At 71.0% G+C, this 21,400-nt stretch carries 19 protein-coding genes; 4 read left to right on the top strand and 15 right to left on the bottom strand.

Annotated features, from left to right (window positions below; genetic code table 11):
• Positions 1-55: 55 nt before the first annotated feature.
• The 3 genes from PPSIR1_RS21355 to PPSIR1_RS21365 all read right to left on the bottom strand — a co-directional run bounded on the left by PPSIR1_RS21355 (position 56) and on the right by PPSIR1_RS21365 (position 4,604).
• Positions 56-772, bottom strand: a complete 717-nt coding sequence (locus tag PPSIR1_RS21355) for a hypothetical protein (RefSeq protein WP_006973232.1) — start codon at positions 770-772, stop codon at positions 56-58.
• 351 nt (positions 773-1,123) lie between these two features.
• On the bottom strand, positions 1,124-2,647 hold the full coding sequence (locus PPSIR1_RS21360) for an FAD-dependent monooxygenase (protein ID WP_006973233.1): 1,524 nt from the start codon (positions 2,645-2,647) through the stop codon (positions 1,124-1,126).
• Entirely contained in the window at positions 2,628-4,604 is a 1,977-nt protein-coding gene (locus PPSIR1_RS21365) for a prenyltransferase/squalene oxidase repeat-containing protein (RefSeq protein WP_006973234.1), read from the bottom strand. The genes PPSIR1_RS21360 and PPSIR1_RS21365 overlap by 20 nt, the downstream gene beginning before the upstream one ends.
• A 472-nt stretch (positions 4,605-5,076) precedes the next feature.
• Here PPSIR1_RS21365 and PPSIR1_RS21370 point away from each other — a divergent pair, with 472 nt between their 5' ends.
• Complete coding sequence (locus PPSIR1_RS21370; protein WP_157595792.1) at positions 5,077-5,646, top strand: hypothetical protein; 570 nt, start codon at positions 5,077-5,079, stop codon at positions 5,644-5,646.
• Between the two features lie 46 nt (positions 5,647-5,692).
• Positions 5,693-6,415: a hypothetical protein gene (locus PPSIR1_RS21375; protein WP_157595793.1), complete on the top strand. Its 723-nt coding sequence runs from the start codon at positions 5,693-5,695 to the stop codon at positions 6,413-6,415.
• Positions 6,416-6,433: 18 nt separating this feature from the next.
• Here PPSIR1_RS21375 and PPSIR1_RS21380 read toward each other — a convergent pair whose 3' ends face one another.
• The 8 genes from PPSIR1_RS21380 to PPSIR1_RS49475 form a co-directional block, all read right to left on the bottom strand.
• On the bottom strand, positions 6,434-7,261 hold the full coding sequence (locus tag PPSIR1_RS21380) for a hypothetical protein (RefSeq protein ID WP_006973237.1): 828 nt from the start codon (positions 7,259-7,261) through the stop codon (positions 6,434-6,436).
• A gap of 88 nt (positions 7,262-7,349) precedes the next feature.
• Complete coding sequence (locus PPSIR1_RS21385) at positions 7,350-7,853, bottom strand: hypothetical protein (RefSeq protein WP_006973238.1); 504 nt, start codon at positions 7,851-7,853, stop codon at positions 7,350-7,352.
• 12 nt (positions 7,854-7,865) lie between these two features.
• On the bottom strand, positions 7,866-8,480 hold the full coding sequence (locus PPSIR1_RS49470; protein WP_006973239.1) for a hypothetical protein: 615 nt from the start codon (positions 8,478-8,480) through the stop codon (positions 7,866-7,868).
• Complete coding sequence (gene greA / locus PPSIR1_RS21395) at positions 8,480-8,965, bottom strand: transcription elongation factor GreA (protein WP_045116475.1); 486 nt, start codon at positions 8,963-8,965, stop codon at positions 8,480-8,482. The genes PPSIR1_RS49470 and greA overlap by 1 nt, the downstream gene beginning before the upstream one ends.
• Before the next feature lie 146 nt (positions 8,966-9,111).
• Positions 9,112-9,960, bottom strand: coding sequence for a nucleoside phosphorylase (locus PPSIR1_RS21400; protein WP_006973241.1), 849 nt, complete (start codon positions 9,958-9,960; stop codon positions 9,112-9,114).
• A 68-nt stretch (positions 9,961-10,028) separates the two neighbouring features.
• Positions 10,029-11,084 (bottom strand): AAA family ATPase, encoded by a 1,056-nt coding sequence (locus PPSIR1_RS21405; protein WP_157595794.1) that lies wholly within the window; start codon positions 11,082-11,084, stop codon positions 10,029-10,031.
• A gap of 9 nt (positions 11,085-11,093) precedes the next feature.
• On the bottom strand, positions 11,094-11,912 hold the full coding sequence (locus PPSIR1_RS21410; RefSeq protein ID WP_157595795.1) for a hypothetical protein: 819 nt from the start codon (positions 11,910-11,912) through the stop codon (positions 11,094-11,096).
• A gap of 26 nt (positions 11,913-11,938) precedes the next feature.
• Positions 11,939-13,273, bottom strand: coding sequence for a DUF5777 family beta-barrel protein (locus PPSIR1_RS49475; protein WP_198154574.1), 1,335 nt, complete (start codon positions 13,271-13,273; stop codon positions 11,939-11,941).
• Positions 13,274-13,470: 197 nt separating this feature from the next.
• Between PPSIR1_RS49475 and PPSIR1_RS21420 the strand changes: the two genes are divergently transcribed.
• Positions 13,471-14,217: a hypothetical protein gene (locus tag PPSIR1_RS21420; RefSeq protein WP_006973245.1), complete on the top strand. Its 747-nt coding sequence runs from the start codon at positions 13,471-13,473 to the stop codon at positions 14,215-14,217.
• A gap of 3 nt (positions 14,218-14,220) precedes the next feature.
• Complete coding sequence (locus PPSIR1_RS21425; protein WP_006973246.1) at positions 14,221-14,730, top strand: low molecular weight protein-tyrosine-phosphatase; 510 nt, start codon at positions 14,221-14,223, stop codon at positions 14,728-14,730.
• 22 nt (positions 14,731-14,752) lie between these two features.
• Here the strand turns inward: PPSIR1_RS21425 and hcp are convergent, their stop codons facing one another.
• The 4 genes from hcp to PPSIR1_RS21450 all read right to left on the bottom strand — a co-directional run bounded on the left by hcp (position 14,753) and on the right by PPSIR1_RS21450 (position 21,277).
• The gene (gene hcp, locus PPSIR1_RS21430) at positions 14,753-16,081 is read right to left on the bottom strand and encodes a hydroxylamine reductase (protein ID WP_006973247.1); all 1,329 of its coding nucleotides are present in this window, start codon (positions 16,079-16,081) and stop codon (positions 14,753-14,755) included.
• Between the two features lie 121 nt (positions 16,082-16,202).
• Positions 16,203-18,878: a topoisomerase DNA-binding C4 zinc finger domain-containing protein gene (locus tag PPSIR1_RS50275; RefSeq protein WP_006973248.1), complete on the bottom strand. Its 2,676-nt coding sequence runs from the start codon at positions 18,876-18,878 to the stop codon at positions 16,203-16,205.
• Between the two features lie 657 nt (positions 18,879-19,535).
• The gene (locus tag PPSIR1_RS21445; protein ID WP_157595797.1) at positions 19,536-20,285 is read right to left on the bottom strand and encodes a hypothetical protein; all 750 of its coding nucleotides are present in this window, start codon (positions 20,283-20,285) and stop codon (positions 19,536-19,538) included.
• Positions 20,286-20,464: 179 nt separating this feature from the next.
• On the bottom strand, positions 20,465-21,277 hold the full coding sequence (locus tag PPSIR1_RS21450) for a hypothetical protein (protein ID WP_006973251.1): 813 nt from the start codon (positions 21,275-21,277) through the stop codon (positions 20,465-20,467).
• Positions 21,278-21,400: the final 123 nt, after the last annotated feature.

Raw genomic sequence — 21,400 nt, forward strand, 5'->3', positions numbered from 1 at the left:
AGCGATCCGATGCAACAACGAGGCAGCTCTCCAGAGCTGCCTCTTTGCGTGGTTGCTAGCCAAAGCGCCGCAGCTGGGCGAGCTGGGCGAACTCGGCCAGGGCCGGGCCGAGCTTGGCCCGGCTCGGCAGCGATCCCCGGCCGTGGGCGTCGAGGACGGCGAGGGCTCCCCGACGAGCGTCGCGCAGCTGGGAGGCCGGGGCGCGTCGCGGCGCGGTGGGAGTAGGAGCAAACGCGCGGAGGATGGGGACGGCGAGATCCGAAGCGACGAGGGCGCTCGGGTCGGCCCCGCCCGCGTCGGCGTCTCCCAGCTGAAGCCGCGCGTAGTCGAGGACCGCGAGCATGTACGCGAGGTGCATCCCCGACAGCCCCGCGCTCGCGTGGGCGCGCAGCACAGGGCTCCCGTCGTCGAGGCGGAGCAGGCAGGCGCCGGGGAAGGTGCGGTGCAGGAGCCAGCGCGGCGGCTCGCGGGTTAAAAAGAGCTCGCTGGCGAAGGCCATCGTCGCGAGCTCGAGGTCGAGGGTGAGCGAAGGCCGGCCCTCGGCGAGCGCGAGCGCCTCGGCCTCCGGGCTCAGCTGCTCGCCGCAGCGCTCAGGCTCCTGGTGCAGGCGGAGGGCGCGGCTCGGCACGACGTCTCGGAGCGCGGCGCGGAAGCCCGAGACTTCGGCGCGCGCGACCTCGATGGCGAGCTCGAGCCAAGCCAGCGCCGAGAGGTTGTTTCGGTAGCCTCGTCGACGTAGCTCAGCCTGCCAGCCCAGTGGCGGCGTGGGCACGGATCCCGGTGTTGCACGAGCTGGGCCACGGGGAGGATCGTGAAAACTCGAATGATTCGCGACGCGGGTCGAAGAAGGCGAATCTGCAATGTGCCAATTATTGGGCGACTGCCAATTCGCGTCAGCGCAAAGTGACGACGATCGGCACCAAAGCGGCGAGCGCGAAACGACACAGGCTCGAGCGCCAGTAGTCCAAATTGCCTGGAAAACGTCGCTTGAAGCGTGCTGAAGCGCGTTGGCGCGCTCGCGTGGTCGGACCGAGGGAGCGCTTCCAATGTCGCGTTCGGCGATCCCTCGGGACATTCGACCCCGAATCAAATGTCGTGTTTGGATCGGCCTGATCGCGGCAGGTCAAGCCGTGAGCCAGGTCGGTCGCAGCTGCGACCAGGCGACGCTCGCGACCAGGCCGACCTTGGTCCCCGCCAGCCCGACGGCGCCGTGGACCTGGCGCAGGCGATCGCGGACCGGGAAGTGCTCGGCGTGGCGCGGGGTCATGTTCGAGCCGACGACGTGGCGGGCGGTCTTGAGGTACTCGCTCAGGAACACGTGGGGCCGCCGCTCGGCGCAAGACAGCAGCGCGAGGGAGCGGACGCGCTGGCGCTCGCCGCTGCGCCAGTAGTGGAACAGGGCCCGGCGGATCCCCCGGGCGCCGTTGTCCTCGCCGCGGAAGGCCTCGAAGATCGCGTCGGCGAGGGCCTGGCGCGTGGGCACGTAGCGCTCGTGCTCGACCCGGAAGTTGCGCAGGGCCCGATCGTCGAGCCACGCCTCGTCCGCGGCCACGGACGCCCGCCGGCTCGCCTCGAGGGCGAGGTAGTGGGCGTCGAGCAAGCCCATGGTCATGCCGCTGGCGGTGATCGGGTGGGAGCAGCCGGCCGCGTCGCCGACCAGGGCCAGGCCCGGGGCCGTCGCGGGCGGAGCGGGCAGGTCGAAGGTCGGCGCCATCTCGACGGGCCCGAGGGCGGCCTGGGCCTCGAGCGCGGCGGCGACCTGGCCGGCGAGGCGCTCGGGCAGGTGGGGCACGAAGGTCTCGAGCAGGTAGGGCGCGAGCTCCCGGCCCTTGGCGGGCAGGTCCTTGGGCAGGTCGAAGGTCAGCCGCGAGACCAGGGTGCCGTCGGCCTCCCGGATGATCGGGTAGCAGAGCATGGGCCCGGGGCCGCCGAGGTAGACGTTGGCGTGCAGCGGGTTGGACTGGGCCGCGTCGGCGACCTCGAGGCCCGCGGTGAAGCCGAGGTTGCGGCGCGCGTCGGGGATGCCGGCGAACTTGCGCACGCTGCTGGCCTTGCCGTCGGCGGCGACGACCAGGTCGGCGCGCAGCTCGACCACGCGCCCGCCAGGGCCCTTGGCGACGACGCCCCAGATACGGGCGTCGCGGGCGTTGCGGGCCTTGGCCGGCTGGGTGAGCACGTCCGTGACGCGCCAGGGCGTGCGCAGGCTGACCTGGGGGTTCTCGGCGGCGAGCTGGCGCATGCACCGGACCAGGCGCTTGTGGTGGACCGAGACCCCGCGGGCGCGCTCGTTGGGCACGGAGGCGTAGTCGAGGCGCACGGGCTCGTCGGTGTCGGCGTGCTCGCGGACGACGAAGCCGTCGACCTCGACGGCGCCGGCCTCGAGCAGCGCGGGCATGAAGCCGAGGGCGTCGAGGACCGTGGCGCCCCGGGGGTGGATGAACTCGCCGGAGAAGCGCGGCGAGACCTCACGGTGCAGATCGAGCACGAGGATCGAGCGGCGCCCCTCGACGTCGGCCTGGGCGAGGGCCTGGGCGAGGGCGCATCCGGCCACGCCGGCGCCGACGATGATGACGTCGTAGCGCGCGGCGAAGTCGGTCTCGGAGCTCGGGGCAGAGGCGGGGGCGGGATCAGTCGCGGAGCGTGGCATCACGGTTGGCGGGCTCGGTCGGCTTGGACTTGGGCTTGCGGGTGCGCTCGGCGAAGCGGACCAGCGCGAGGTGGAGGTCGCGGACGCCCGCGCCCGGATCGCGCAGGCGCGGGGACAGGCCGTAGCCGGGCAGCGGCGCCGAGAAGCTCGCCCCGGGGACGCTGGCGCGCTCGCGGGCGAGCAGGCCCACGCGCCCGACCAGCTGCCGAGCGGCGCGCTCGCACTGGACGCAGGGCACCCCGCGGGGCTGGAGCTCGAGCAAGGTGATCAGCGCGCGCGCGGTGGACAGCTCGTCGCCGAAGCTGCCGTCTTCCCACTGGCGCTTGCGCAGGGCCTGCTCGGCGGCGGCCCGGCGCTCGTCCGTGGGCGGGAGCTGGGCGGCGAAGGCCCGCACGACGCCGGCGAGGGTCGAGACGCTCCAGCCGTGGGCCTCGTGCTCGAAGGCGTTGAACAGCCAGTCGAGGCCCCGGGCCACCCGGTCGTCCTCGCGCCGCCAGCCGAGGCTGGCGAGCTCGCGGATGACCATGGCCGTGAGCACGACCTTGCCGCTGTCCCGGGGCGCGCCGAGGTTGAGCTGGTCGGCGTCCCGCCACGGCAGCCGCGACAGGGGCACGTCGGACTCGCCGCGCTCGAAGCGGGCGAAGCTGCCGTCGCGCTCTTGCATGGCCAAGAGCACCTCGGCGGCGCGGCGCAAGCTGGCACGGACCGCGGGGGTGCGCGCGGGCTCGCTGCGCAAGGTCGCGAGCACGGAGCAGGTCGCCCGCAGGTCGAGGTGCCGATGGCCGCGCTCTTCGTTGGGCCAGCCGCCCACGGGGGCGTCGGCGCGGCGCTGCCAGGGGCCGGCGTGGGCGAGCTCGGCCGCGAGCACGCGGGTGCGCAGGGCTTCGCCGGTCTCGTGGTCGTCCTGCTCGAGGTTCACCACCCGGCCCAGGCGCGCGACCTTGGCCAGGGGACGATCGCTGAGCCCCTGGGCGAGGTGCACGGCGCCGCCGGCCTCGACCTGGCCCCGAGCGCGGCGCAGGTAGGCCAGGCCGCGGACCAGGCGAGGGTCGTTGGAGTGGGCCCCGGCGACGCGCAGGGCGAGCAGGCTGTAGAGGGTGGGCCGGGCCGAGAACCACCCGCCGTGGCGCTGCTGGCTGCCCTCGAGCCAGATCATCGCCTGGTTGAGGGAGCGGCGGTGCACGACGCCGCGGGGCAGGGCGCGGGTCAGCTTGATGCTCTGGTCGAAGGCCTGGAGCATGTCGCCGGCGAGGCCCGGCGAGGTCAGCCGCGGGGGGATCAGCTCGCCGTCGCGGAGCAGCAGGAGCTCGCGCGCCGGGTAGAGGTGGATGCGCGCCTTCGACTCGGCCATCAGGTGGAAGGCGTTGACCATCTGCCGCGCCCACGGGGACAGGCGCGCGGGCGACAGGGGCAGGAACTCGGGGAGCAGGTAGAGCTCGGCCGGGACCGCGGGGATCCACGACCACGGCACCGTGTCGGCCAGGGCGAGCCACAGGCGCACGGTCAGGTTGGCCTTGCGCGCGCCGCCGAGCTCGTGGATGAGCCGCAGGGCGCGGACCAGCGCGGGCGTCTGCGGATCCTCGCCGCCCTGGATGCGCGCCCAGTAGCCGAGGCAGGTCAGGGACAGGTCGAGCTCGCCGTCGAGGTTGCGCCAGCCTCCGTCCTCGTGCTGCTCGGCCCGGACCCACGCCAGCATGCCCTCGCGCTCTTCGTCGGACAGATCGTGGAACAGGGCGTCGGCCAGGAGCACCTCGCAGGTCGGCCCGATGTCCGGGACCGCCACGAGCCAGGGCGTGGGCCCGTGGATCCGCGCCCACCACTCCTGGCACCAGCCTCGGCTGCGGGCGATGGCGGCCTCGAGGGGGCTGAGCCGGGTGTCCGCGGGGGTGCTCGGGCGCGCAGTCCCTGCTCGGCTGGCGCGGGTCGTGGAGGTGGCGTCGTCGAGCATGGCGGTCATGGCAGTCCTCGGCCTCGCGCGCGACCCAAACAGGCGCGGGGTGCGCGAAATGCGTGGCGAGGATACACGTGGGGCCCCCTCCACCCGGTGACCGCCATCACAGCCGCAGGTGTCGCAAAACCGCTACAGAATCACGAATTCGGCTATTTGGGGCCATTCGGCGTTCGTCGGCGTCGCTGCGGGGTGGGTGTTGCAGGGAGGCCGCAGCGGGCACGCCGCGCCAGTCGCATCTTTGGACCGCCGTGTCCGGGCTTTCACGCTGGGCAGCGATCGAAAAAGTCGGAGGGCTCTCGAGCTGCGCGAGTTGCGTGACGGCTCGAGGGCCTCGCTCTCCCTCGTCGCCCACGCCCACGGCTCAGGCCCCAGGAAAGCGGGCTCGCCCGTGCCCTTCGCGGTCCTGGAGTGCTTGCCTGGGAGGCGCAGGCTCTGCCACACTGCCCCACAAATGAGGGCCTGGAAGTCGACTTTGATCGTGGGTGCTGCGCTGTGCGGCATCGTCTCCATCAACGGATGCAAGGAGCCGGAGCCCGAGAACTTCGGCACCATCCGCGTGGAGATGGCGCCGGCGAACGACGCCACCGTGTTCGCGGGGACCACCCGGGTCGTCGCCACCGTCAACTACGGCGAGTGCCTGCGCGACTGGTACCTCAACGTCAGCCCCGAGCAGCAGCAGGACGGCCCGGACGGCGGCGCCGTGTTCGACGAGTGGGCCGAGCGGCTGTGCACGGGCTACGACGACATCCCCGACTGCGAGGTCGAGGAGATCACCCAGACGCTGATCGAGAACACCAACGTCTACACCTTGCGCGTCACCTATCAGATCAACGATCCGAGCACGCTGGCCTACCGCGAGCTGCACGTCGGCCCGCTGCCCACGGAGGAGATGGCGGGCTGCAACCCGCTGGTCGAGCTCCAGGCCTCGGGGCTGAGCGGTCGCAACGGCGACAACCAGCAGATCTGGCGGATCTCGACGCTCCCGGGCTCGAACGAGGCGGCGACGGGCCAGGGCGCGGCGCTCTCGGTCCAGATCGTCCCCCAGTGAGCCCCGCGTCCGCCCTCGGGCTGACCCGCGCCCGGAAGTCCGCTCCGTGGACCTGACCGCACCTTCGCCTCGACACCTCCGGCTCGCGCTGGGGGTGTTCGCGTGTGCCTTGGCCTGCGTCGCCCAGACCAGCGGCGGCGAGGGGGCCGAGGGAGCGTCGCGCGGGCCGAGCCAGGGGCTCGAGTCCGGGCGGCGCTGCTCGGCCTCGCCCGAGGCCGCCGTGTTGTCCTTCGAGGGCGAGGGCTGCCCGGTCAGCGTCGAGCTCGAGGCCGGCGGCGAAGGGGAGGGCGCGCGGTTGAACCTCCAGGGCCTCGAGGCCGAGGTCCTGGACTTGGGCGCCGGTACGGCTCCGCCCGCGTGCGGGGAGACCCTCGCCCGCTGCGAGCTCGAGGGCTGGACCACCGACCTGGGCCCAGTGCTCTTGCTGCGCGAGCGCGGCCACGAGAGCGAGATGCCGGTGCAGGTCTACGTCGCGTGGCTCGTCGACGGCGTCTTGGTGCACGCGCCGACCTGGCACGGCATCCCCTCCGTCGCCGACCACACACGCATCGGCCCGGCCTACGCCCTGGCGCCCCACGACTGCGGCGACGGGGCCATCCACCTGTTGCCGGCGCCGCGCTTGCCCGAGGCCCGCGGCGAGGCCGTGCCCGGGTCGTTGGCGGCTCTGGCTGGCGTGTGGAGCGTGAGTGAGGGCGAGGCCCAGCCGCCCGAAGCCGGGAGCGAGCGCGCAGCCGACAGCTGCGCGGCCCTGATCGACGCCTTGCCTTGAGGCGAAGCGAGCACCCGCTCACTGCGGGATGTAGCAGGCGCCCACGTTCTCGAGGCCCGGGAGGGGATCGAGGGGCAGCTCGTTGCAGCTCATCGGCGACTGGCAGCTGTCGGCGCCCGAGGTGTCGCACAGCGGGGTGCAGCAGCTCGGGTCGGAGCACCCGGGGATGATCTGCCCGGTCTCGCACACGAAGCCCTCGGCGCAGCCGCTGTCGGTCACGATGTCGCAGACCTCGGCCGTGGTCCCGATGTCGCTCTCCGTGGGGAAGCGGCACACGAAGGCCGAGTTGCGCACGCGCTGGCAGGTCTGCGGGTCGGGGCACAGCGGCCCGAGGGGGTCGCAGATCGGCGCGCAGATCGGCACGACCTGGCCAGGCATCTCGGTGCACAGCGAGGTCTCGCAGTCGTCGTCGGCGAGGCACAGCTCGAGGCACAGGCCGCTCTCGCCGTCGGGCTCGCTGGGGATGCAGGCCGTGCCGGCGGGGCACTCGTCCTGGCCCGACCCCGGAGCGGGCGTGCACGGGTCGAAGGGCAGCTTGCTCCCGTCGTCGGTGACGCAGTCGTAGACCGGGACGCCGCCCTGGGTCGAGACGACCGTGCACTTTTGGTCCTCGGGGCAGGGCATCTCGTCGCCCGGGTCGCAGTTGAGGGTCGGCTCGCCGCCGCTGGACTCGCTGGACGACCCCTGGTCGCCCTGGTCGCCCTGATCCCCCTGGTCGCCCTGCTCGTCGCTGCCCCCGTTGCCGCCCTCGTCGTCTTCGAACTCCGCTTGCTGGCAGGCGCTCAGGCTCGCGAGGGAGAGGGTGAAGGACAGGGCGAGGAAGGGCGGGAGGCGAACAAAAGTCATGGTGGGGCCTGGAGCGATGGGCTCGGGTGGGGCAACGCGAGGGATTACCCTCGCTTTCGCCAATGTAGCGCGAAGCCAGTCGCCGAGCTCAGGCGGGCCCGTCGGGTAGGGCAAAGCGCGCGCAGGCCTCGACGATCGCGCGCGCGCGATCGAGGGCCTCGCCGGCCGCGGGGTCTCGGCGGCGCGAGAGCTGGGACAGGGCGACCATGCCCTGGGGGGGCATGACGGAGATGCCCAGGAGCTCCCGCGCGGGCTCGGCGAGCTCGGCGAGCAGGGCGGCGAGGCTCGGGTCGAGCTCGCTCTGCTCCGCGCTCGGGTCGGAGGCGGCGACGCGGCGGAGGTGGTCGATGTAGCTGCGGCCCCACGCGGTCTCGCAGCGCGGGCGGTCCCAGCCGAGCTCGGGTCGGCCGCCGAGGGCCACGAGCACGCCGTTGAGGGCCATGCCGCCGGCGCGCCGGGCATGGGTCACCGCGGCACGGCGCGCGTCCTCTCGACGCTGGCCGTGCTCGACCTCGCGTCGGGCCGAGGCGATCCAGTCGGCGGCGTCGAGGCGCCACAGCCAGTGTCCAGGCGTTCCCTCCGAGCCAGCCACGCGTCGCCCTCCTCAGCCGGTGGTGTCGGTGCCGGTGTCGGTGTCGGTGCCGGTGTCGGTGTCGGTGCCGGTGTCGGTGTCCGTGCCGGTGTCGGTGTCCGTGCCGGTGTCGGTGCCGGTGTCGGTGTCCATGCCGGTATCGGTGTCGGTGCCGGTATCGGTGTCGGTGCCGGTATCGGTGTCGGTATCGGTGCCGGTGCCGGTATCGGTCTCGGTGCCCGTGTCGGTCTCGGTGTCCGTCGACTCGGTCTCGGTGTCCGTCGACTCGGTCTCATCCTCGCCGCCGTCGCCGATGTCCCGCTTGCTGGGCATGTCGTCGAACAGCGGCATGTCGAAGATGACGTTGTCCCCGGGCAAGGAGTCGTCGTCGGCGCAGAAACCAACCTCGAGGTCGATGGCGCACTCGCCTGGCGCGAGCACGTCGTTTTCGACCACGCACACGAGCCCATCTTGGCAGTCGCTGGCGCACCGGCACGACTCGCCGGTTTGGCCCTTGCAGCCGGCAGTCGACACGCCGGGGGCGAGGCCGAGGGCGAGGAGCGCAGCGGCGCGGACGAGGCCAGGGGCGCGGGCGCGGCCAGCAGCGGCGCGAGCGCGTAGAGCGTCGAGGTCGAAGTGGGCGAGCATCAGTCGACGGCTTTGTACTCGACGTTGATGATCTCGAAGTCCCGGGTGCCCTTGGGCAAGCGCACGGTCGCGTCGTCGCCGGCCTCTTTACCCAGGAGCGCCCGAGCGATGGGCGCCGTGATCGAGATCTTGCCGGCCTTGACGTTGGTCTCGTCCTCGCCGACGAGGCAGTAGACGACCTCCTCCTCGGTGTCCGCGTCCATCAAGGTCACGGTGGCACCAAAGGCCACCTTGTTCGAGTTCATCTCGGCGGGGTCGATGACCTGGGCCAGGGAGATGTGGCTCTCGAGGTAGGCCATGCGCGCGGCGAGCTCGGCCTGGCGCTCCTTGGCCGCGTGGTACTCCGCGTTCTCGCGCAGGTCGCCATGGCCGAGGGCGGTCTCGATGTCAGCGACGTTCTGCGGGCGCTGGACCTCTTTGATGTTGCGCAGCTCGTCCCGGAGCTTCTGCAGCCCAGCGGGCGTCATGGGAAATCGTTGGGTCATGGTCGTTCGAAATGCGACGCCCGGCGCAGGTCGCACCGGGCGGTTGACGGGAGTCTTGGACTCCATGGACTCCGCGCCACAGCGCAGAGGCCGTCCATGATACTGCGCCGCCCGGCCCTCCTCAAGGCCGGCCCGCGCAGGAGGGCTCAAACGAGGCCCAGGCCGGGGTGCCAGCAGGGTCGGTCCCCGCGGGCGTGGGCGAGGCTCGAGAGCTTCAGCAGCCCCTCGAGGCCCGCCTGGATGCAGCGCTTTTCGGCGGCGGACTTGTCCGCGTCGGCGATGAAGGTGTTGTCGACGCGGTTGGCGTAGACGGCACAGACTGCGCCGGCCCGGAAGCCGCGCAAGGTCGAGAGGGTCAGGAGGGTCGAGGCCTCCATCTCGAGGTTGCTGATGCCCATGCGCTGGAGCTCGGCCTCGATGGCCGGGACCCGCGAGGGGAAGCCGGGGATGTTGCGGCCCTGGGCGCCGTAAAAGCCCGCGGCCGTCGCCGTGATCCCGAGGTGGTGCGCAGCGCCCGTGTCCTCGCAGGCCCAGGCGAGGGCGAGCACGACCTCGGGGTGCGCGACGGCGGGGTAGCCCGGGGTCACGAAGGCCAGGGAGGTCTCCTCGAGGCGGTGCGCGGCCTGGGTGATGACCAGGTCGCCGAGGCCGATGTTGGCCTGGAGCGCCCCGCAGCTGCCGGCCCGGATGATCGCCACGGAGCTCGCGTCCTCGAACAGCTGGCATAGCTCGATGACCGCGATCTCGGTGTTCGCGGCGCTCATGCCCGTGCCCATCACGCTCATCGGCATCCCGCGGTAGGTGCCGGTGTAGGTCACGAACTCGCGCTCGGTGATCGGGTCGCCGTAGTCGTCGAAGAAGCCCTCGGCGACCCGCTTGGCGCGCTTGGGATCCCCGACGAGCAAGATGGCCGGCGCGACGTCTCCGGGGCGCAGCCCGATGTGGTACTGGCGTTCGTCTGCGCCCTGGGGGTCGTTGGCTGAGCGGCCGCTCATTCCGAGACTCTACCCCGTCGCCGGGGTCGGGTGAAACTGCCGTGATTTGGAGCTCGGCTGGGCCGGCGCTAATGCGTCAGGGACAGCTCGCCCTCGTAGGCCTGGATCCGCGCCGACTCGGCGTCGCGGCGCAGGGTCACCAGCTCACCCACGCTGACGGAGTGGGCGAGCACGGGGCTGTTGGTGCTGACCACCCACTGGACCCGGGGCAGGACCCGGCGCAGGCGGGGCAGGAGCTCGAGCTGAGTGCCGGTCGACAGGTGCAGGTCGACGTCGTCGATGAGCACCACGCCCTCGCACTCGCGGGGGTCGGCGCCGCGGTGGGCGACCCACAGCTGGTGGGTGCTCAGGGCGACGATGGCCACGAGCTGGCGGACCTGCATGGCGAGGGCGTCGAAGGGCAGGAGCTCGCCGGTGGGGGTCTCGAAGCGGGGCTCGAAGGTGCGCGGGTCGAGGCCGCGGTAGAGGTGGCCGACGGGGGCGAGCAGCTCGCCCATGCCGGCATCGATGGCGGCGCCGAGGCTGCGCGGGTCGGCCCCGGCCTCGCCCCGTCGGTCGCCGGCGAGGGCGCTCGACAGCTTGGCGTAGGCGAGGATGAGCTTCACGGCCCGGGTCAGGTCGACGCCGCTGGCGTCCTGAAAGCCCGGGGCGCCGCGGGTGTCCTGGCGCAGGATGGTCCGGGCCGGATCACCGATGACCAGGTTGGCCCGGGGGAAGCGGCGCGTGCCGGGGATGCCGACGAAGGCGAAGCCGCCCTTGGCCGCGAGCTCGCGGTCGAAGTGCACGACCTCGCGGCGGCGCAGCTGCTCGGCCTTGTCGTCGGCGCCCGCGCTCGTCCCCGGGGTGGCCACGACCAGGGCGTGGGGCCGCTCCGGATCCTCGGCCGCGAGCCGCCAGTGGCACACGGTCTGCGGCTTGGTCCCCGGCCGGCGATAGACCGAGGTCTGCACGACATGGTTGCCCGGCCGCGTGGCCGAGACCGCCGCGAGCAGGGTGCTCTTGCCCGTGCCGCCGTCGCCAGCGAGGACCGTCAACGCCCGGGGCTCACCCGGGCGCTCACACAGGTCGAGCTCGATGGCCTCGAAGGGACCGAGGCCGACGACGCGCACACGTTCGAGGAGCACCCGACAGGTCTACTCCACGGCCCCCTGCAAGATCCACGAATAGATGGCCTGGGCCTCCGTGGTGCACAGCTCGCCGCCAATCGGCATCTGGCTGCCAAATCCGCCGACGAACATGTGCGTGCCCGTGACCTTGTGCCACAGGTAGCTGTCGTCGGGGGAGTCGACGGTGACGTAGGGGATGCCGGCGCCGCTTGCGACGCCCACGAGGTTCGCGTAGGCCCCGGCCGCGTCGGGCATGGCGGGGGCGAGGGCCTCGTGGCAGCCAGACAGGGCGCAGCGGCCCTCGAGGGTGGGCCACACGTCGGTGGTGAACACCGGCGAGTCGGACACGCTGTCGACGAAGCAGTCGCCGCCGCCGGTCTCGCCGGTGTCGGTCGTGTCCTCGCCCGAGTCGGTCTCGCCCGTGTCCCCGCCGCCTTCGCCCTCGACCTGAACGCCCGCGATCCAGCCGACGATGATCGCCGTGTTGACGCTGTCGTTGGCGCTCTGCTCGCTCGGCGGCATCTCGCCCGAGAGGATCTTGGTCGCGATGTACGAGTCGCCGACCTCGCCCAGGGAGACGTAGGGCTCGCCGGTCTGGACCGAGTTGGTGGACAGGATGTTCTCGCTCTCGCCGGCGCTGAGCACCACGAGGGCGGAGCCCGTCGCGTGGCAGGACGAGGCCGTGGCGCAGGACTCGTCAAAGGCCTGCTGCACGGCGGCCGGGATGGCGTCGCCGCCCTCGTCGCCGCCCTCGTCGATGGGCTCGAGGCCGCAGCCCCACAGCGCGGGGGTGAGAGCCAGGGCGAGGATCGCCGTCGGGAGGAAGGTGCGCGAGGACGTCGACATGGGAGCTCCAGCGTGCTCGGTCATGATCACAGCTTCCACTTCCGGGTGATGTTGAAGCCAAAGTAGAAGTCGCCGAAGGGCGAGAAGGGGTTGGTCGTGTCGCCGCCGGGTGCGGCGAGGTTGGTGTGGATGTTGCGCGTATTGGTCACGATGACCTGGAACACGTGCAGGCCTCGCTTGGCCGACCAGCCCACGGCCCACGACCCGATCCGACCGGCGTCGGGGGCCTGGTCGCCGCCGTTGTAGTAGAAGGTGTCGCCGGCCGGGATGGGCAGGACGTACTCGAGGTCGATGCCGTTCTTGCGCTTCTTGCCCAGCCAGATGGTGCTCGCCAGGCCGACGTTGAGGGTGCCGCGGTCGTCGGTGACCTGCTCGGCGGTGCCGTCCTCGTCGAGGTCGGCGAACACCGTGGGCGAGTGGTTGGTCAGCAGCGAGTAGTTGACGGTCAGCTGGGTGCTCCAGCGCTCGAGCCACAGCCGGCTGACCATGACCTGGAAGTTGCCCGTGAGCCGGTTGGCGGCCGAGGTCGGCGCCTGGGTCAGGGCCTCGAAGCTGGCGTACATGCCGAAGGACAGGGGCGCGCCGGCCTCCTGGCGGACGGGCACGTACTTGGTGCCGATCTCCCAGTCGAGGCGCGAGCTGGTCCACCGGGCCATGACGTCGAGGCCGTCGATGATGCCGTACTCTGCCCCCATGCTCATGACCGCGCCGCCGGCCATGCCGAGGTAGGTCCGATCCCCAAAGCCGCCCACGCGCCCGAAGCGGTGGTGGATCCGGAACGAGATGGCCTTCTTGCCCATCGTCGTCGTGGTCTGGAGGTTGATCTGGTGGGTGCTGAAGAAGGGCGCCTTGGGCTTGCGCTTGGGCTGCGGCGGGGGCAGGGGGGTCTTGTCCGGGGGCGGCTTGGTCTCGCCCTCGCCCTCGCCCTCGCCGGTGCCTTCGCCGGTACCGTCGCCGCTGCCTTCGCCTTCACCCTCGCCGGTGCCTTCACCGGTCGGCTCGGGCTCGGCGGGGGCCAGCGAGGCGATCCAGTTTTGGACCGCGGCGAGCTGCTCGGCGGGCAGGGGGTCATCGCCCAGGGGCATGCTGTCGCCCTCGATGCCCTCGGCGGCGACCATCTTGAGGTAGAGGTAGCTGCCGCCGGGGTTGCCCGGGTCGACGAAGGGCGTGCCCGTGGACGAGGCGAGGCCGACGAGGGCCGAGGCGTCCTCGAGGTTGACGTAGTCGTCGCTCGCGTCGTGGCAGTAGGTGCAGGATTCGTCGAAGATCGCCTGTGCTTCTCCGAGGAGGTCGCCCTCGGGGCCTGCGACGAGCAGCTCCGGTGGCGACACTGCGAGGGTCAGTAGTGCAGCGAGGTGCATGAGGGGCTCCAGGGTACGTCAGTCGAGGGGGGCGGCGCACTGCGTGAATGTGATGGCAGCCATTGCCTTCGTCGGTGACAGGCGCGAAGTGACGCATCGAACACGACCGCTGGGCCTGGATGTTTCGTGTGGTCCAAAGTCCAGTCGAGGCGCTGAGCCGGGTGGTGCGTTGGACTGTCAGTCGGTAGCATTCGCCCATGCGGCGCTTCGCAGCTCCCTCCATGTTCATCCTCCCCCTGCTCCTCGTGCTCACGCCCGCGTGCAAGACCGAGGGCGAGTCGACGGACGCCAAGGCCGAGGCTGGCGACGCGAAAGCGCCCGCGGAGGGCGAGTCGAGGGACGCCAAGGCCGAGGGCGGAGACGCGAAAGCGCCCGCCGAGGGCGGCGAGGTCCAAGCCGAGGCCGGCGCGGGTGATGGCACCGGCGGCGGGGAGACGGGCGCTGGCGGAGACACGGCCGGCGGGGAGGCGGGGGCCGGGACCGGCGGGGAGACGGGGGAGACCGGCGGGGCGGCGGAGACCGGGGGAACCGGAGACACCGGCGAGGACGTCGTGGCTGGCCTGTTCGACGCCGCCAAGAGCCTCGACACCGAGGACGGCGACGCCAAGAAGGCCCTGGCCGACGCGATCGCGGCGGGGGCCAGCAAGCTCGACGCAGCCAAGGCCGGCAACGCCCGCGGCGAGGCCCTGATGACCAAGGGCGAGAGCGAGCGCGCCGAGGCCTTCTTCACCTGGTCCCGCGACACCCACAAGCTCTACGCCGAGCCGGTCTACAACCTGGCCAAGCTGTCCGCCTACGCCGGCGACCTCGACCTGGCCAAGGAGCACCTCGCCGAGCTCGAAAAGCGCGGCAACAAGAAGCTCATGAAGAAGGTCGGGGTCGAGCCCGCGTTCGCGCCCCTGCACGACGACCCCGACGTGCGCAAGATCTACGAGGTCAAGTAGGCCATGGCGGACGAGCCGGCGCGCGTCGGCGTGCTCTTCGTGTGCCACGCGAACATGTGCCGCTCGCCCCTGGCGGAGGGCCTGTTTCGTCACCTCGCCACACAGCGCGGGGTGCTCGAGCGCTTCGAGATCGACAGCGCCGGGGTCCAGGCCATCGAGGGCTGCCCGCCCCACGAGCTGTCCCGGGCGATCGCGGCCGAGCACGGCTTCGCCTTGAGCGGGGAGGGGCGCCAGCTGTTCCGCGAGGACCTGAGCCGCTTCGACCACGTCGTGGTCATGGATCGCAGCAACTACGCGACCCTCGAGCGCCTCGCGGCGCCCTCGGCCTTTGGATCCCTGGCCAACTACGAGGCGCAGATCCGGCTGCTGCGCGCCGTGGCCAACCCGCGGGCGCGCGGCCGCGACCTCGACGTGCCCGACCCCATCGGCGGCGGCCCGGCGCGCTACGCCGAGGTCTACACGATTCTACGCGAGGCCTGCTCGGCCCTACTGGACGAGCTGACCCCGCGTTGAAGGCGGAGGTGGCGGTGAACCCTCAGCTGGCCGCGAGCACGGCTTCGACGTCGGCCCGGCCGTCGGTGCCGATGGGCTGGATGCCGTAGCGGTCGACGAGGATCTGCAGGACCTCCGGGTGGACGAAGGCGGGCAGCTTGGGTCCGAGGCGGATGCCCTGGACGCCGAGGTGCAGCAGGGTCAAGAGCACGGCCACGGCCTTTTGCTCGAACCAGGAGATCACCAGGGTCAGGGGCAGATCGTTGACGCCGCAGTCGAGGGCGTCGGCGAGGGCCATGGCGATCTGCAGGGCGCCGTAGCTGTCGTTGCACTGGCCCAGATCGAGGAGGCGCGGGAGCCCGGCGACCTCGCCGTAGTCGTGGTCGCGGATGCGGTACTTGCCGCAGCCGAGGGTCATGATGACCGAGTCCTGGGGTGCGCCCTGGGCGAAGTCCGAGTAGTAGTTGCGCCCGATCTCGGCCCCGTCGCAGCCGCCGATGAGGAAGAAGTGGCGCAGCTGACCGCCGCGCACGGCGTCGAGGATGGCCGGGGCCTGGGCGAGCACGGCGGTGTAGTGGTGGCCCGTCGCCGTCTCGCGCAGCTGCTCCGCCTCGCCCTCGGGGACGAGCGAGCCGAGCGCGATGGCCTGCTCGATGACCGGGCCGAAGTCTGCGTCGACGACGCGCTGGGAGCCGGGCACGCCGGTCTGGCGCAGGGTCCACAGCCGGCCGAGGTAGCCGTTGCTGGCGTTGGGGATCAGCACGCAGTTGGTGGTTGCGACGATCGGCCCGGCGAAGCGGTCGAACTCGCGGCGCTGCTTTTGCCACGCGCCGCCGTAGTGCCCGGCGAGCTGAGGGTGGGCGCGGAGCTTGGCGTACATGTGCGCCGGGAGCAGCTCGCCGTGGGTGTAGACCTTGAGCCCGGCCGCGACCGCTGCCGGGTTGGCGGCGACCTGCTCGAGGATCTGGTGCAGGTCCATGATGTCGTGGCCGGTCACGAGGATGCCGGGCCCGCGCTGCAGGCCTTCCACGACCGTGGTCGGGGCGGGCTCGCCGAAGCACTCGATGTGCCCGTCGTTGAGCATGCGCATGACCTCGAGGTTCATGCGCCCGCACTCGAGGCACATCTCGAGCAGGGCCTCGGCGTCGAAGTTGACGTTGGTCATGGTCGCGAACAGGGCCTCCTCGATGAAGGCCTCGACCTCGGCGTTGGTCTGGCCCAGGCGGCGCGCGTGGGCCTTGTAGGCGGCCATGCCCTTGAGGGCGTAGAGCAGGATCTTTTGCAGCGACTCGACGACGGGGGACTTGCCGCATACGCCTCGGTCGACGCAGCCAGAGGTGTGGGCGGTCTGCTCGCACTGGTCGCAGAACATCGGAAGACGGGCGTGGCTCATGCGAAGAAGCTACGCCGGTCGCCTCCGCGAGCCATGTGCAATGACTACGTGACCCCAGCCCGGCGCGCGCAAGAACGGCGGGCTGGGTTCGGGGGTCTCGTCAGGCGCTGACCCGAGGCGGAGGGGGCAGGGGCGCCTCCATCCGCTGGGCGAGCTCGGCCTCGGCCTCGGGGTGAATCTCGAGCTCGGCCACGCCCCCCGGCAGCAGCAAGCTCTCGACCGGCGTGCCCTCGGGGATGATCGAGCCGTCGTGGCGCTTGATCTCGGGGCGCGGGTTCGCGGCCTCGTGGACCTCGAGGCGGGCCTCGAGGTCGGCGCGCAGCTCCTCGTCGAGGGTCTTCCAGGCCAGGCGACCGCGACACTTGGGAAAGCGCGAGCAGCCCAGCCACGGTCCGCGGGCGCCCCGGCGCAGGTTCAGCGGGGCGTCACACTTGACGCACTGGATCCCCTCCTCGACGTCGATGACCAGGGGGGGGATCGCCGGGTACTTGATGTTCCCCTTGCGGTCGAGGTTGAGCACGAAGCTGCCCTTCTCGTAGTTCTCCGAGGCCAGGAACTTGCCGAAGCGGCCGTTGCGGAGCTCCATGCTCGAGCCGTCCTCGGGGCTGACGATGTCGACGCGCTCGGGCAGCAGCGGCCGGCCCTTGCGGTCGATGGGCGCCGCGTAGTCGCACTCGGGGTAGGCCGTGCACGACAGGAAGCGGCCGTTGCGGCCGAAGCGGTAGCAGGTCCGCGCGCCGCACTTGGGGCACTTGTAGAGGGCCGGCTGGATCTCGGCCTTGGCGTGGGCCATGCCCTCGTGGGCGACCTCGAGGGCGCTCGAGAAGGCGGTGTAAAAGCGCCGCAGCATCGCGACCCAGTCGACGTTTTGGCCCTCGATCTCGTCGAGCTCGCGCTCCATCTGGCGCGTGTAGCCGACGTCCATGAGGTCCGGGAAGGCCTCGATGAGCTTGTCGGTCACGACCTCGCCCAGGTCCGAGGCGTAGAAGCGGCGGTCTCGCTGCTCGACGTAGTTGCGCGACTGGACCAGCTGGATGATCGACGCGTAGGTCGAGGGTCGGCCGATGCCCTCGGACTCGAGCGCCTTGACCAGGGAGGCCTCGCTGTAGCGCGGCGGCGGGCTCGAGAATTTTTGCTTGGGGGTGACCTGGAAGGGGGCGTAGGTGTCGCCCTCGGCGAGCTTGGGCAGGGTCTGCTCGTCGCTGGCCGTGGGCACGCCGGTGGCCCGGTAAAAGCCGTCGAAGGCGAGCACGCGTCCGCTGGCCCGGAGCACCGCGCCGGTCTCGACGTCGCTGCGGTGCAGGTGCACGGAGGTCGAGGCCCAGCGCGCCGGGTTCATCTGGCAGCCCACGAAGCGGCTCCAGATCAGCTTGTAGAGCTTGTACTGCTCCTCGGCGCGGGGGCCCTTGATCTTCGCGCGGATCAGCTCGGGGTCGAGCTTCACGTCCGTGGGCCGGATGGCCTCGTGGGCCTCCTGGGCGTCCTTGTTGGTCGAGGAGAACTTGCGGGCCTTCTCGGGCAGGTAGGCCTTGCCGTAGCGCCCGTCGATGAACTCGCGCACGGAGTTGATCGCCTCGGGGCTGAGGTGCGTCGAGTCCGTGCGCATGTAGGTGATGAGCGCGACCTGGCCCTCGCCGGCGAGCTCGACACCTTCATAGAGGTCCTGGGCCAGGCGCATGGTCCGCTGGGCCGAGAAGCCCAGCGAGCTCGACGCGGCCATCTGCAGGGTCGAGGTGATGAAGGGCGCCGAGGGCTTGCTGCTGGTCTGGCGGGTCTCGATCTTGCGGACGGTGTAGCGGGTCGAGAAGTCGAGCTCGCCGCGGACGCTCCGGACGAAGCGCGCCGGGCCCTTGCCCTCGGGGTCCTCGACGCTGTCGACCTCGACGTTGCGCATGCCCACGGCCTCGGCCACGGCGATGACCCGGTTGGTCAGATCGAGGGGCTCGTCCGCCGAGCAGCCGAGCTTGAGGCGCGCGCCCTTGTACTCGTAGAGCTCGGTCAACACGCTGCCGTGCTCGGCCAGCCACGCGTTTTGGCGGCGCTTGTTGGGGCCGCGCCCCTTGTCGTCGACCTGGGCGATGAACTCGTCCCACGCGCCGGCGAGGCCGGGGGCCGCGTCGACCTCGCTGGCCAGGCGCACGTCGATCTTCCAGGTCTCGTCGGGGACGTGGGCCTCGATCTCGCGCTCGCGCTCGACGACCAGGCGCACGGCCACGGACTGCACGCGCCCCGCGGACAGGCCGCGGGCGACCTTCTTCCACAGCAGCGGCGAGGCCTGGTAGCCGACGATGCGGTCGAGGATGCGCCGGGCCTGCTGGGCGTTGACGCGGTCGACGTCGATGGCCCGGGGCTTGGAGAAGGCGCGCTTGATCTCCTCTTTGGTGATCGCGTTGAACACCACGCGCTTGGCCACGGAGGCCTCGACGTCGAGGATCTCGGCGAGGTGCCAGGCGATGGCCTCTCCCTCGCGGTCGAGGTCCGTGGCGAACCAGATGTCGGAGGCCGCCTTCGCGTCGCGCTTGAGCTCGGCGACGGTCTTGGTCTTCTCGCTGAGGATCTCGTAGGTCGGCCGGAAGTCGTTCTCGAGGTCGACCCCGGGGACGGGCTGCTTGGTGCCGCGGGGGGCCCGGCTGGGCAGGTCACGGATGTGACCGACGGACGCGCGGACGACGAAGTCCTCACCCAGGTACTTGTTGATGGTCTTGGCCTTCGCGGGGCTCTCGACGATGACCAGCTGCTTGCCCTCGGCCTGGGACTTGCCCGGTGCGGCGCGCACGGTCTTGACCGTGGCCTTGGCCGTCGACTTCTTCTTGGCGGCTTTCTTCTTGGTCGCGGTCTTCTTCTTGGCCGCGGTCTTCTTCTTGGCCGTCTTCTTCTTGGCCGTCTTCTTCTTGGCGGTCGCCTTCTTCTTGGCGACCTTCTTCTTGGCGACCTTCTTCTTGGCGACCTTCTTTTTGGCGGTCGTCTTCTTCTTGGCGACCTTCTTTTTGGCGGTCGTCTTCTTCTTGGCGACCTTCTTTTTGGCGGTCGTCTTCTTCTTGGCGACCTTCTTTTTGGCGGTCGTCTTCTTCTTGGCCGCCTTCTTGGCGGTTTTCTTGGCGGCTTTCTTGGCCATGGAGCTCAGCTTTCACGCTGCGTGAAGTGCGGCGTCGGGGAGGAGGCGTCCGTGCGCACTGCGCAGACTACGCCATCCGTCGGGCCGGCCTCTTTGTTCGAGGGGTCGACCGGGCCGAATCGATGCGTCCGGGCCGTGGTGCTGTCAACCCCGATCTGGGCATGGACGGGAGCGGCCCTTTAAAGGATGGCCACGAATGAGCGAAGACCGCGCGGGCAAGGGCCGGCGCGGTTTTCGCGTGTCTGATCTGTGGCCTCATCGAGGGTACGACGAAGCATGCGCGCATAGCGCAGTGAAGGGGAGTCGTTTGAGTCGAGTTCAGCAGCCCGACAGGCCTTCGGCCGCGTTCCGGGCCGAGCACGCGTCGATGTAGCCCGGCTGGGTGAGGGGGCAGACCTCGACGTTCTGACAAAAGCCGCGCTGGTCGGCGACGGACAGCCGCCGGAAGCAGGCGCCCTGAATGGCCTCGTCGCCCTGGGCGAAGGTGATGCACCCTGCGCCGTTGGGGTCCTGGTGGGTGGCGTGGGCCGAGCCGCTCCAGTTGGTCGCGTCGGCGCCACCGAAGCCCATGATGTCGACGCCGGTCACCGGGCGGTAGCAGCCCGAGTCACCCAAGGTCGGATCGAGGGCGCAGTCCTCAGCCTCGAGCTCGACGGTCTGGCAGCACTTGGCGCCACCGCAGACCGCAGCCAGGTCGTCGCTGCCCCAGGTCGGGTTGCAGGGGATCGGGCAGCCAGCGGCGCCCTCTTCGATCAGCCCGGGGACCGCCTCCACGCAAAAGCCCGAGCGGCTGAGCGAGTTGTTGTTGCCCGAGAACAGCGGCGTTCCGGTACCGCCACCGCCGGCGTAGGACGGCGCCACGAAGGCTGAGAGATCGCCGAGATCGAGGGCGGCAGGATCGTCCGAGCAGCACTGGTAGGGGCCGCCGCCGGAGTCGGGGCAATCGGGGTTGCTGGGGTCACAGCGGAACGCCGTGGTGGCGTAGTCCCACTGACAGGCACCAGACACGAGGGCGGCGGTGGCAAGCACCGCGCCGTAGACCGCGACCACTTTGGGCCAAAACGACATGGCCGGGACCCTAACAGGAAATACGGGCGGCGGACCAGTGCGCGGATGGGAAAGCTACGCTGGCGTGCAGCCCCAAAAACCCGGCGATGCGAGCAGACAAAACAAAACGAGCGCCCCAGTGAGGGACGCTCGCTGACAAGTGTCGAGGCTCGAGTCGAGGCTCGAAGTCGGGCCTGGGCTCAGTCGCAGTCGACCCGGCCGCTCATGTCGTTGAGCTGCTCGCAGGCGTCGCGGTAGCCCGCGACCTCGAGGGGGCACAGGTCCACGTTGTCGCCGCCGAGGCAAAAGCCGCGGGAGTCGGCCACGCCCAGGCGCCGGTAGCAGGCCTGGAGCAGGTCCGCCCCGTCGACCCCGTCGGGGAGCGCAGCCGTCGCGCCCGCGACGAAGGTCATGCAGTTGGCGCCAGCGGGGTCCTGGTGGGTCTTGTGCTCCGTGCCGCCCCACATGGTCGAGTCGAGGCCGCCGAGGCCTGCGATGTCTCGGCCCGTGATGGGTCGATAGCAGCCCATGTTGCCCAGGCCGGGATCGAGCACGCAGTCCTCGGGCTCGAGCTCGACGGTCTGGCAGCAGATCGCACCGGTCCCGCACACGTCCTCGCGGTCGTCCTGGTCCCAATTCGGGTTGCAGGGGACGGGGCAGCCCGTGGCGTTGGTGTCCGCGAGGGCGCCCGCGATCGGGACGCTGCCGGCCTTGACGCACATGCCGTGGGTGCTGAGCGCGTTGTTGCCCCCGGAGAACAGGGGCGTGCCGACGCCGTCGCGCCCGACGTACTTGGGCGTGACGACGGCGTTGATGTTGCTGAGCTGGATGGCCGCTGGGTCGTCCGAGCAGCACAGGTACTCGTCGGAGTCCTGCGTTGGGCAGTTCGGGTCGTCGCCGCCGGGCGAGCAGCGGAAAGCGGTGGTCGGGTAGTTGACCCGACATGAGGTCGCGGCGAGGGCCGCGATGCCAAAGATTGCAGCGTGAGCGAGGACGATGTTCAGAAGACGCAAGGATCTCCCCTCCTACCAGGCGGGCCGAACGTTGGCACGCGGATCCGCGCTTGTAAAGTTCTGCGCGCCCCGGATTTTATTGCTCTTTTTGATCGTAGAGGGCGCGGAGCTAAACTGGTGAAC

The organism is Plesiocystis pacifica SIR-1 (assembly GCF_000170895.1).
Lineage (GTDB): Bacteria > Myxococcota_A > Polyangia > Nannocystales > Nannocystaceae > Plesiocystis > Plesiocystis pacifica.